7 protein-coding genes and 1 other annotated feature are annotated in these 12,906 nt (G+C 47.0%); of the genes, 2 read left to right on the forward strand and 5 right to left on the reverse strand.

The features are described from left to right. Positions 1-144 precede the first annotated feature (144 nt). Entirely contained in the window at positions 145-744 is a 600-nt protein-coding gene (rpsD, locus tag ABXR35_RS11690; RefSeq protein ID WP_367059882.1) for a 30S ribosomal protein S4, read from the forward strand. A 204-nt stretch (positions 745-948) separates the two neighbouring features. On the opposite strand, the gene ABXR35_RS11695 is transcribed toward rpsD, so the two are convergent. From ABXR35_RS11695 to tyrS, 3 genes are all read right to left on the reverse strand, one after another. Beyond that, on the reverse strand, positions 949-3,201 hold the full coding sequence (locus tag ABXR35_RS11695; RefSeq protein ID WP_367059885.1) for a methyl-accepting chemotaxis protein: 2,253 nt from the start codon (positions 3,199-3,201) through the stop codon (positions 949-951). 321 nt (positions 3,202-3,522) lie between these two features. Continuing rightward, positions 3,523-5,574: a methyl-accepting chemotaxis protein gene (locus ABXR35_RS11700; protein WP_367059888.1), complete on the reverse strand. Its 2,052-nt coding sequence runs from the start codon at positions 5,572-5,574 to the stop codon at positions 3,523-3,525. A gap of 210 nt (positions 5,575-5,784) precedes the next feature. Then, entirely contained in the window at positions 5,785-7,041 is a 1,257-nt protein-coding gene (gene tyrS, locus ABXR35_RS11705; RefSeq protein WP_367059891.1) for a tyrosine--tRNA ligase, read from the reverse strand. Between the two features lie 98 nt (positions 7,042-7,139). Then, positions 7,140-7,473 (reverse strand) — a binding site (T-box leader). Positions 7,474-7,642: 169 nt separating this feature from the next. Between tyrS and ABXR35_RS11710 the strand changes: the two genes are divergently transcribed. Next, complete coding sequence (locus ABXR35_RS11710) at positions 7,643-10,747, forward strand: transglycosylase domain-containing protein (RefSeq protein ID WP_367059894.1); 3,105 nt, start codon at positions 7,643-7,645, stop codon at positions 10,745-10,747. Positions 10,748-11,134: 387 nt separating this feature from the next. Here ABXR35_RS11710 and ccpA read toward each other — a convergent pair whose 3' ends face one another. Both ccpA and ytxJ read right to left on the reverse strand, forming a co-directional pair. Further along, a complete protein-coding gene (gene ccpA / locus ABXR35_RS11715; RefSeq protein ID WP_367059897.1) occupies positions 11,135-12,139 on the reverse strand; it encodes a catabolite control protein A in 1,005 nt (334 codons plus the stop codon). Between the two features lie 115 nt (positions 12,140-12,254). Then, entirely contained in the window at positions 12,255-12,596 is a 342-nt protein-coding gene (gene ytxJ, locus ABXR35_RS11720) for a bacillithiol system redox-active protein YtxJ (RefSeq protein ID WP_367059900.1), read from the reverse strand. Positions 12,597-12,906: the final 310 nt, after the last annotated feature.

The following is a 12,906-nucleotide window of genomic DNA, read 5'->3' on the forward strand; positions in this document are numbered from 1 at the left end:
GATTGGACAGCGGCTGAACTCTTCGATCAGTAGTGAGGCATTTCTATCCGGCCCCACGACAAACAAAACGCGGCAACATGAATCAAAGACCCAAAGCCCCGATATTAACCAAAACTATATTGAATTCAAAGGAGCTTGCTATAAATGGCACGTTACACTGGTCCTAAATTTAAATTAAGCCGTCGCGTAGGTATTTCCCTGAGCGGCACTGGTAAAGAATTGAAACGCCCTTTCCCACCGGGACAACACGGTCCTAACCAACGCAGAAAAATGAGCAACTACGGTATGCAGTTGCAAGAAAAACAAAAACTGCGTTTCATGTACGGTCTGGGTGAAAAACAATTCGCAACTCTGTTCAACAAAGCACAAAAACTGCCGGGTATCGCTGGTGAGAACTTCCTGTTCCTGCTGGAAAGCCGTCTGGACAACCTCGTTTACCGCATCGGTTTCGCTAACAGCCGTCCGGGTGCACGTCAACTGGTTTCCCACGGTCACGTTACAGTAAACGGTAAAAAAGTAGACATCGCTTCTTACGCTGTAAAACCAGGCGATGTTATCGGTCTTCGTGAAAGAAGCCGTGGCCTGAGCTCCGTTAAAGAAGCTCTGGAAAACCGCACTCATCTGGTAGCTTACGTTGAATTCAACGAAGCAGCAGTTGAAGGTAAATATGTTCGTCTGCCTGAGCGCGCTGAGCTGACTCAAGACATCGACGAAAGACAAATCGTTGAGTGGTACAACCGTTAATCTTAACGAATATCAAACCGCCGGATTCTTTCCGGCGGTTTTTTCTATGCGCGTGTTCTGCGCCCGAAAAGTATCCACTCTGCGTATCCATGTATCATTCATGTTCATTTCGATACCTTCTACATACAAAAGGCTGCTATACATGGTTACATGTATAGCAGCCCTTTTGCATATAGCTTGCTGACAAGCTGGATCGACTGTATATTAGCCTGCTTTAGGCTGTGATGGATCGTTTGAAGTTAAAGAGGTCGTTTCATCTGTATTGGCAGTCTTTTCTGCTCTAGACGAAGAGGTCGCTTGTTGATTCATAGCACTGTTAGCATCCTGTACAGGTGCTGGCTCTGCATGTTCGTCCAGACCGTCTGCTATAGATGCTTCAGTATCAGGAGATTCTGCTGCCGCTTCTGTTTGGAAACGAGCGATCAATTCATTCAAAGCATCGGCTACGGTATGCAGCGATTGCGCAGAAGTCTCCAATCGATCAAGCGATTCCAGCTGCTCGCTTGATCGTGCCGTAGCTGTGCCAGCTTTTTGTGCCGTACTGCGAGCGACATCAGCTAGATTTTCCAATGAAGCGGTAATTTCCTGCGCTCCAGCGGACATTTGCTCAGAGGCAGATGATACTTCTTGAATCTCGGCAGACATTTGCTCGACATCTTGTTTGATGTAATCGAACAGACGGCTTGTTTCTTCCAGTGAAGTCATTCCTTTGGTTACACGACTCGCGCCATTTTCCATGCCTGCTAGTACGATAGCTGTTTCTTCCTGCATGGCGGTAATTTGCGTCGTGATCATACGTGTCGATTCGGCTACGCTAGTCGACAGATTACTAATCTCCGAGGCAACGACACCGAATCCACGTCCGGCATCCCCTGCGCGTGCAGCTTCAATCGAAGCATTCAGCGCCAGCAAGGTTGTCTGCTTGTTGATGCCTTGAATCACATCAATAATACCGTTGATTTGTTGAGCACGCTCATGTAGAGAACGCGCCATTTTGCCGCCTTCATCCATCACAAGTTTGGCGGAATCAATCTGGCGGACAGCCTTGTGCAGTTGCTGGTTGCCATCCTGCGTTTTCTGTTCCATTTGCTGAGCGGCATCAGCTACTTCCTGAATCGATTCAGCAATCCGTTGAACACCAACCGCCATTTCTTCCATCGCTGTTGTACTTTCGTCGGTTGCTTGCAGTTGGGTCGCAGAGCCTTGTTCCATTTGCTCTAGCTCTTCCACATTGTGGCGCGCTACATTGGCATTGCGTCCTGATTCCTCTGCCACACCAGCAGCAGTTGTTTGGATTTTTACCGCTTGATCGTTTAGATGGCGCAAAATGGATGATGTAGAATCAAGAATCCGGTTGAACTCCGTCGCCATCTGTCCAAATTCATCGCGTCGTGTTACCTGCAAACGGTCGGAATAATCCCCAACTGCCATCCGGCGGCTCATGTGTACGACTTTTTTAATTTCACGCGTCATGCCTAGATTATTCCACAAAATCGCTGCTGCCAGTAGAATCAGACTGATCCCGCCGATGATCAACAGCGTATTCAGCATTTCTTTTGCAGGTTCTTGAATTTCCGATTCGGATAAAATAATCCCTGTTTTCCAGCCCGTATCCTTTAACGTTTGGAAGTATAATGTATATTGTCCTCCACCCAGTACAAGCGGTACATGACCATTCGGCTGCTGCATCACCGTAGCCAGCGAACCTTTGTTATCATTATCACTGCCTTCAATCGCTTGACCAGCGGTAATTCCCTGCTGACTGCTTGCCAGCACATGACCTTCCCGATCGAGCAGCAGCGTGTGTCCCACTTTACCGATGTCCATATTATTCACATAATCCTGAATACTGTTGATGCTAAAATCCGCCGTTGCTACGCCGATTGCCTGACCATCGCTGTTGCGAATCGTTTTACCGGCGGTGATCATCTCAATCTTGCTCTCCTCATCTAGCTCCGGTTCTGTGTAGTAAATGTTATCCCAATTGCCCAATGTGCCAGTATACCACGGCTGATTCAGATAATCATACGAAGCTGCATCATAATCAAAGCTTGCCGTAATATTATCGCCATCACGCGAAGCATAGACCGAATGATACGTTTTGCCATCATCAAAGGCATCTGATGCAAAAAACAATCCTGTGCCATGGGTAAGCTTGTTCAACATTGTCCAACGCTCCGTTAATGCAGCGTATTCATCCATCGTCATACCTTTGGCAATTTGCCCCGCCGCATCAGCAAGCGAAGAAGCGACCAATGAGTTACGCGAAACCTGTTCAGTAATGCTGGAACTAACACCGTTCAGCGTACTGCTGGCTGTATGCCCCATCTCCTCATTCAATTTCTGTTTGGAAAACTGATACGCCAGCAGGCTAATCAGCACAACAACAATCAGCACAATAGGCAGCAATGTGCTTAATGTGCGAGCCTGAATACTTCTAAACTGTAATTGTCGCAAAATAATCGTGTCTCCTCTGTATCCTATGTAGTGATTCAAATAAGCATCACAATCTATATATATCGGTCGTAATCCCTAATTTCTGTAGGTTTTCACGCAATTTTCTGTCATTTCATGTCTATTCAAGTAGGACTTTGGATGGAAAAACGTTTCAATCCGTGTATAGCAGCATTTTCTTCATGCAATATGTTCCTACCAAAAAGCAGATAGATATTCCTTCTAGTATCGAAAAGGAATACGCTATCTGCTTATCTGTGACCTCATATCGTCTGCCTCTATTCACACTCGCCACTATAGCTATATTTCTGTATACACAGGTAGTTATTTTGTGCGGAATTGACCAATGATTTGGTTCAGCTTGTCGCTCACTTCGGTTAAATCATCGGTGTTGCTGTTCAAGCTATCCAGCGATTGAAATTGATTTTGCGAATTGGTGAGCGCTGTATCGGCATATGCGGCGGTAGCACGGGCAATATCAGCAAGCTGTCCAAGCGACGCACTGATCTGCTCCGAACCGGCAGACATCTGCTCCGAAGCCGAAGATACCTCCTGCACTTCATCAGCAACCCGACTAATATCGTCCCGAATAGTCGCAAAGCGCTGTTTGATCTCATCCAAAATCACAAGACCTGCATCGACCTCTCGATTGCCTTCCTCCACCCCATGCAGTGCCGATTGCGTTTCAATCTGCATCTCGCCAATCTGGGTAGTGATACGTCCTGCGGATTCTCCGACACTCTCCGCTAGCTTGCCGATTTCGGAAGCCACGACAGCAAAGCCTCGTCCATGCTCTCCAGCACGTGCCGCCTCAATCGACGCATTCAGTGCTAGCAGCTTCGTTTGTCCACTAATACCATGAATAAACTGAATGACTTCACCGATCTGAACGGAGCGTTCGTTCAAGGAGCGCATGACACTACCTGCTTCATCCAGCGATTGGCGTGCTACCTGAATCTGCTGATTCACATGTACAATGCGTTCATTCCCCTGCTTGGTTTTGGCATCAATGCCGTGAGTCGCTTCGGAAACTTCCTGCACAGATTCAGCAATGCGCTGAATACCGATTGCCATTTCCTCCATCGCTGTTGTGCTTTCGGAAGTAGAAGTCAGCTGCATCTCTGCACCACGTCGCATCTGCTCCATCTGCTTCACATTGGATTGGGCTTCCTGCGCGGCTTGTGTCATGCCTGTCGACAATTGATTAGAAGAACGACGAATCAGCTCTGCTTCGTCTCGCAAGGTGTTAACGATGGACGAGGTGCTGTCCATCACCTGATTGAACTCGGCAGACATTCTACCGAATTCATCCTTACGACGACTGACGATGTGATGGGAATAATCGCCTTGTGCCATATGACGGCTTATCACGCTAATATTGCCAATCTCCCGCAGCAGATCACGGTTATTGATCCAAAGTGCGATAAGAATGATTACGATCCCAATGATACCGACAGCACCTAATAGCATAAGCAGTTGATTCATCGGCTTCTCAATCTCTGCGGTTGGTAGCAGGATTGCCATCTTCCATCCTGTCTGTGCAATTTGCTCATATACGACATGATAATTGGCAGAAGCCGCTGTCCAGTCTCCCTCTCCTTGCGATTGTTGCTGGATACGACTTGCCAACGAATCGCCGAACGCTTCTGCTGCCTGTTGACCCTGCTTGATCAGCGAGCTGCCGCTTGCCAGTACAGCACCATTTTTGTCTAACAATACAGCACTACCGCCATCGCCAACCTTTAACTGACTAACCGTAGCGGCAATATTACTCAAATCCAGATCGGCCGTAGCCACACCTGCAATTTGTCCATTGCCATTATAAAAAGCCTGCCCTGCTGTAATCAATGTAATATTCAATGTTTTATCATAATACGGCTCGGTATAAAACACTTTGCCCGCTGCTGCTGTACTGCCGGTATACCACGGCTGATTCAAATAATCATAATCGGCAGCATCATAGCTTTGGGTCGTTGTAATCTTCCCACTATCGCGATACGCGTAAATGGAACGATATTTCACATTCGATGCATATGCTCCATCGGCAAAAAAGACGCCAATCCCATACGTAAACGGCGTATAGCCTAGATCAGCTGTAGCTAACTGCCCATATCGTGTAATCGGAATCTCACTGCCCAATGTACCTGCTGTACCCGCCATCGTCGAAGCAAAGGAAGAATGATTCGCCAATTGGCTGTTAATATCAGCTGAGATAAGATGCAATGATTTTAGACTGCTTTGGTTAATCTGTTGGCTCAATGCGTTGCGTGAAAATGCGTATGATACGAGGCTAATTAAAATCAATGTAATGAGTACAATCGGAATCAGTGTAACCATCGTTCTTGTTTTAATACTGCGAAAACGGTAATACAACATACGTATCCCCCCGTATTATATGAATAGGTATCTAACCGTCAATATCGACAACAACACTAATCTTTGTTAACCAAATCATTCGCTTAAATTCCATATTTTATCTAAAAATAATAACTTTTTTATGATTTTATTGTTTTTGTATAGCTGACGGGAGGATTGGCAGCAAAAAAGCGCCTCCCAGCTAGGGAGACGCTTCATGTTGGCAAACTATTAAGACAGAGTCAGTTTAGCAAATTTGCGTTTGCCGACCTGCACGATGTCACCTTCTGCTGGTGTAATCTGTGCATTGACATCGTCCACTTTTTCTTCATTGATCTTCACAGCACCTTGCTGGATACTGCGTCGTGCATCGCTTTTAGAAGCAGCAAAGCCGAGAAGGCTGATCAGGTCGATCAAACCAATCGTTCCGTCGGTCAGTTGATCCGCTTCGATCTTCACTTCTTGAATATCATCTGGCAATGCGCGCTGTTGGAAGACCGTTACGAAATGATTCTTCGCCGCTTCTGCTGCTGCTTCATCGTGGTACATGCGTACGAAGGTGTACGCCAGATTCATTTTGGCATCGCGTGGATGAACGCTGCCGTCCACCAGACCTTTTTTCAAAGCATCCAGTTCTTCGTTGCTAATATCAGTTGCCAGCTCGTAGTACTTCGCCATCAGCTCATCGGGAATACTCATCGCTTTGCCGTAGATTTCGTTAGCAGCTTCGTCGATACCGATGTAGTTACCCAGACTTTTACTCATTTTCTGAACGCCATCTAGACCTTCCAGCAGTGGCAGCGTGATTACGACCTGTTGCTCTTTGCCGTATTCTTTTTGCAGTGTACGACCCATTAATACGTTAAACGTCTGGTCAGTACCGCCCAGCTCAATATCGCTTTCCAGAGCAACCGAGTCCATGCCTTGCATAAGCGGGTAGAAGAATTCATGAATACTGATCGGCAATCCATTTTGGAAACGCTTGGTGAAATCATCGCGCTCCATAATGCGTGCTACCGTCACTTTAGCAGCCAGATTGACAACCTCAGCAAAGTTCATCGGGCTTAACCACTCGGAGTTGAAGTACACGGTTGTTTTGGCAGGATCGAGAATTTTGCTAATTTGCTTCTGGTACGTTTCCGCATTGGCTTTGACTTGTTCTTCGGTCAATTGTTTACGAGTTTCCGATTTGCCGGTTGGATCCCCGATTCGTCCCGTAAAGTCACCGATCAGCAATTGTACGACGTGACCAAGCTCTTGAAACTGGCGCAGCTTTTGCAGAACAACGGTATGACCGACGTGAATATCCGGTGCGGACGGATCAAGACCTAGCTTGATTTTCAGCGGTTTGCCCGTCAGTAGCGATTTGATGATTTTGTTACGCAGTTCGTCCTCCGGTATGATTTCCACTGTACCGCGCTTGATTACGCTTAGCTGGTGGTTGACCTCCGCTTGTTGTTCGGGCGTTAATTCTTCCCATTTTGCCATTGTAAACATCCTCTCTATTCTCTACATTGAACCTGTGTGCCGATGGTTCGCCCCATCCTTTGTCGCAAACGACATGCAAAAAAAACCTGTCGCCCCAACAAAGGGACGAGCAGGTCTCGCGTTACCACCCTAATTAGAATGCTATTTTGCTCTAACCGATATCGGTATATCGATCTGGCGTTCAACTCGCAGTTGACCGATCCAAAGCAGTAGCGATTCTCACTTCATTACCATAACGGAATGGATATTCCGGTCCAGCTTGCTCCGTGACCGCTGCGTTTCTCTACCCATAGGTAAAAGATGCAGTTCACTGGGAGTACTGGACAGCTCCAGACGTGTAATTCAAAGGAAGGCCACTACCGGTTTGCACCAACCACCGGCTCTCTGCAAGGGGAATCTCCACTTCTACTGCGCGTCTTTCCAAGCTTTTGTTGTATTTGGCTGTACTGAAAAAAGATATTCCTTTTTATATCATATCCATGTCAGCAAGTCAATGCAAAGGGGTCGGACTATTTGCCTATCGCCATTTATCGGTCAGAAGAAACTGATTGCTGACTCGTATTTTGTGCTATAATAGTGGCTGGTAAAAGGGGGAAATTTCATGGCTGAAAAGAAGGACAATCGTCCGACTAAAAAACCTGCCAAGCCTTCCGGCGGCCGTTCCTGGGGACGCAAGATCTGGACATCCTTTAAATGGATTATGATCTTCGGCATCACGGTTTGCCTGTTTGGTGGGGGACTTATGCTGGGCTACGTCTCTTCCATTGTAAAAGACGAACCGGTGCGTTCACGAGAACAAATTGTGAAGGCGATTGATGAAAATGCCGTTACCGGATTCGCTTACTTTAGTGATGCTTCTCCAATAGGACAGTTGCGCACCGAAGAAGACCGACGTCTGGTCACTTATGATCAGATTCCAAAAACCGTTATTGATGCCATTATATCCATAGAAGATAACCGTTTCTACGAACATATGGGTGTGGACATGAGCGGTACACTGCGCGCCGTGAAGCAAAAAGTGCTGAATGAATCGGTTCAGACAGGCGGCAGTACACTCACCCAGCAGTTGGCAAGACGGGTATTTTTGAGTGCAGACAAAACCAATGACCGTAAAATCAAAGAAATGCTGCTTTCGATGCGCATTGAACGCTTTTTGACCAAAAACGAAATATTGACCGCCTACTTGAACAAAATGCCGTTTGGTAAAGGTTCTAACGGCTACAATATTTTCGGTATTAAGGCAGCTGCCAAAGGCATCTTCGGCGTCAACGATCCATTGGATCTGAACATTGCCGAATCTGCTTATATCGCTGGTTTGCCCCAACTGCCAAGTGCCTACTCGGCATTCAGCAGCGGTGGCAAGTTCAACGAAGAAGGCTTTAAACGGGCTGTACAGCGTCAACAGCTAGTGTTGAAGCGGATGAAAGACCTGGGCAAGATCACGAATAGCCAGTACACAGAGGCACTAGCGTTCGACATCAAAGGCGCACTTGCCAAGCCGACTGCCAAAGCATACTCCACGTATCCGTATCTGATGATGGAAGTAGAGCGTCAAGGCGCACAAGTCGTTATGAAAATGGAAAATCCAGATCTGGATACATCCAAGCTATCGACCGAGGAATACAACACGTTATTCGAGGAATCACGGCAAAAGCTACTGACTGGCGGATACCGTGTGTATACGACAATCAACAAAACGATCTACAATACGATGCATGAAGTTGCCGAAGATAGTAGCAACTTCTCACCGGATAGCTCTACCAAAGGCAAGGAACAAACCGCAGCCATGATGATCAACCATAAAACCGGCGCGATTCTCGGGATGATCGAAGGCAGAAGCTTCCAAGAAGAGCAAATGAACTATGCGACGCAGATGACGCGTCAGCCGGGTTCGGCGATGAAGCCTATCGCCGCTTATCTACCGGGACTTGACAGTGGTGTGGTACAGCCTGCCAGCATACTGGACGATGCGCCGATGATTTTAAAAGACGGCAGCAAGGGCTTCCACATTCCGGGCAATGCCAACGGACGTTATCAAGGTCTTGTGACGGCACGGACAGCGCTCAATGAATCGCTGAATCTGCCAGCACTCAAGATCTTTATTAACAAAGTCGGGATCGACAAGGCATGGGCATTTGCCAAAAAATTAGGAATCACCACGATTCAGGATGCAGATTACTCGGCTCAAACCGGTGTACTCGGTGGTCTGAAATATGGTGTTACTGTAGAGGAATTGACCAACGCTTACGGTTCCATTCCGAACAAAGGTGTATTCAATGATGCGTATATGATCACCAAAATCGTTGATCCTTACGGTAAAACGGTGTATCAGCATGAAGCGAATCCACAGCGCGTCTATTCGCAGCAAACAGCATATCTGATGACGGATATGCTACGTACCGTTATCTCTGCTTCAGATGGTACAGGTCGCTCGCTGCAAAGCTTGTTTAACAAGTATGGCAAGATTCCAATCGCTGGCAAAACAGGAACCACGCAAAACTATGCGGATGTGTGGTTTATGGGCTTTACCCCAGATGTGACGCTTGGCGTGTGGGCAGGTTACCGCGAGCCGGTCAATACCTTGTCTGAAGACGGCAAAAAGCGCGCACGTACGATCTGGGCAACGATTATGAACAAAGTGACCGACCGTGATCCACAGCTGTTCAAGACCGATTCGTTCAGTAGACCGGATGGTATTGTCAGTCAGACCGTATCAGGGTACAGCGGCAAATTGCCAACCCGCGCAACTCGCGCTTCCGGCAAGCTGGTCACCGATCTGTTTAACAGCAAATTTGTTCCAAAAGACTTCGATGATGGCGTATCATATGCCAAGTATATTACCTACAACGGAGTCAATTATATTCCGCAGGATAGCACACCAGACGATATGGTTAACCAGCGTACGGTGGTGAAGCGGGAAATGCCTATTTCTCAGCTGATCAAAGACCTGCAAAATGCCTTGTCCAAAATGAGAGGCAATCGTTACTCGCTCAGTCATTATCTACCGGAAGATGCTGGTGCCGATGCACCGACACAGGTCGATCCGCGTCGAGATGATGGTAGTGCACCATCGTCGCCAAGCAATGTGCGCCTGTCCGTTAATGGCGGCAGTGCCTATATTACGTTTAATGGTAGCGGATCAAGTGATGTTGTTGGCTATCGTCTGTATCGTTCTAGCGGCGATGGCTCGTATCAGTATCAGAAATCCGGTCAGCTGGGTACAGGAGGCTTCAGCTCCACTGTCTCTGGCAACGGTGATACATCCTTCTATGTTACCGCAGTAGACGTGGGCGGACATGAATCCGCACCAAGCGAAGCCGCAGGCTATAGCGCGATTCCTGAACCGGTAATTCCAGAAAATGAAGAAGGTGTTCCGGGTGGTAGTGAGCTGGGTTCTGGCTCTGACGAGGGCAGTACAAGTCCAGATGAAGGCACAGGCGCACCAAGCGCACCATCCGGTGTGAGCGTGCAGCCTGCCGATGGTGGGGCAGCCAATGTAAGCTGGTCGGCTCCATCGCAAACGACGACCGGATACCGTGTATATTTCAGTCATAAAAATGGCGGACCTTACAGTCTGGTCGGCAATGTGCCTGACACCTCGTATCAGTATAATATCGGAACCAAGGTAAGCGGCTGGTTCTACGTCGTCGCCGTCAATGGTGATCTAGCGTCGAATCCATCGTCACCGGTTCAAATCAAACAGTAGATGTGATGTAAGACAGCTTACTCATTGTTTGAAATAACGAATAAACCCGCAGCCTGTACATTCGGCTGTGGGTTTTATTTGTATATAATGGAATGTACATCGTAATGTGTGCGCGTTATGATGAAATGCGCGTCTGATGGTGTGCACGTTGTTATGGAGTGTACATTTTGATGGAGTGCGCAAAAAGAGCAGGTATCCTTTGGGATAGCTGCTCTTTTCTTATTCATTATGAGTAGGTTGGAAAATAAGAGTGCGACCTAACCGACACCGCGCTTCGGTTACATCCTACCTTCCCTCACTTATTTAGTTCTTGTTGTCACAATGACCATACGGTAATCATTCTGTCTGTCGCATATCACCCACGACTAACAGGTAATATACTACCTCTTAGCGTTGGTTCACGGACAGACGCAGGATCGTTTCATGTGGCAGAATAACGCGGGAGTTATCCACGTTTTCTTTTTTCATCAGTTTGGTTAACAGACGCATAGCTACCGCACCCAGATCATACATCGGCTGTGCAACGGTTGTCAGCTGTGGACGTACCATGGATGCCAGACGGATGTTGTCGACGGAAATAACGGAGAAATCGTCCGGTACTTTCAGACCTTCGTCTTGGATACTGTGGATCGCACCGATTGCCATTTCATCTGTAGCAGCGAAAATAGCGGTTGGGCGTTTTTTCAGACCGATGAAATATTTCATTGCTTCCACGCCGGATTCATAACGGTAGTTACCGATACGTACCCAGTCTTCTTTGTACTCAATATTAGCAGCTTCAAGCGCTTTTTTGTAGCCTTGGAAGCGTGCGTAACCGTTTGCCGGATCTTGCAGTGTGCCGCTGATCATAGCGATATCACGGTGACCGTGGCGAATCAGTGTATTTACAGCATCAAATGCCGCCTGCTCGTGGTCGATATCGACCGAAGGAATTAGACCTTCTTCATCGCGTGTTGCGCACAATACGATCGGCACTGCCGCTGTTTGGAACGCTTGCAGATGATCTTCGGTTACTGTACCACCCATGAACAACAGACCGTCCACTTGCTTTTCCAGCAGTGTGTTCACGACGCGGATTTCTTTTTCTTTCTTCTTGTCGGCATTACAAAGGATAATATTGTAATGATACATATTGGCGATATCCTCGATACCGCGAGCGATTTCTGCAAAAATCGAATTGGAAATATCGGGAATAACCACACCAACTGTGGTTGTTTTTTTACTTGCCAGACCACGAGCTACGGCATTTGGACGATAGCCCAGACGCTCGATCGCTTCATACACCTTTTTACGGGTTTGTGGCTTTACATTCGGATTGTTGTTGACTACACGGGATACGGTAGCCATTGAGACGCCAGCTTCGCGTGCTACATCGTAAATAGTTACTGTCACGTTCCTTCTCTCCATTATCATTAAATTTTCGTTACATTTTCAAAAAATTTCTCAAATTTTCATTTACATTCATAATACGCTAAATCATTGGGCTATGCAATCATATGCGCTGTATTCAGGAGAGCGCTTCACGCAATGCACTTGCTGTGATACGTGAATGGGAGGTATCCCAGACCGGTGCGCCATCTTTCACTAGAATAACTTGCGGTGATTCATGTTTCACATTCAGTGTATCAGCAGCTGCCAGCGATACATCGCGATTTTCCACGACATAGATCAGGCTGTAGTCTACATCCTCACTTGGCTGTTCGCTCAAATACGATTGAAATTGCTGATATGCACCTGCACTGATTGGACAACGAGTACTATGTTTGAAGACAAGAAGCGGCTTTTGTGCGGTATGATCCAGAGCTTCATTCAGTTGTTCTATCGTTTTCAGTTCGTTCACATTTGCCATTACCCACACATCCCCTTTTGCTGTATTAAATGTAAGAACGTTTTCATAATCAACTATCATAAGTATCTTATCAAAAACAGGCTGAAAAATCTATTTTTTTGTCAATGTTACCGCTTTTTTCGGACTTTAAGGGGAATTGTAAGTTTCATGGTGTTTTCAGAATACGCGGTTGTGAAGGGGCGCTGCGGGAGTGGGAAATGATTTTGGGCTTGGGTGAAGGGTGGAGTTTTTATGATGGAAGGTAAGAAGGCGGTAAAAACTCCACCCTTCAAAGGCGCCCAAAATCATTCTCCCTCTCCCTCCGCTCCGT

Source organism: Paenibacillus sp. JQZ6Y-1 (genome assembly GCF_040719145.1).
In the GTDB taxonomy this organism is placed as follows: domain Bacteria; phylum Bacillota; class Bacilli; order Paenibacillales; family Paenibacillaceae; genus Saccharibacillus; species Saccharibacillus kandeliae.

Bases quoted from the DNA above. Each gene is read 5' to 3' on its own strand.
- ytxJ (WP_367059900.1), bottom strand. From the start codon at position 12,596: ATGGCAAATGTGAACGAACTGAAAACGATAGAACAACTGAATGAAGCT.
- tyrS (WP_367059891.1), bottom strand. From the start codon at position 7,041: ATGGCAAAATGGGAAGAATTAACGCCCGAACAACAAGCGGAGGTCAAC.
- ABXR35_RS11700 (WP_367059888.1), bottom strand. From the start codon at position 5,574: ATGTTGTATTACCGTTTTCGCAGTATTAAAACAAGAACGATGGTTACA.
- ABXR35_RS11710 (WP_367059894.1), top strand. From the start codon at position 7,643: ATGGCTGAAAAGAAGGACAATCGTCCGACTAAAAAACCTGCCAAGCCT.
- rpsD (WP_367059882.1), top strand. From the start codon at position 145: ATGGCACGTTACACTGGTCCTAAATTTAAATTAAGCCGTCGCGTAGGT.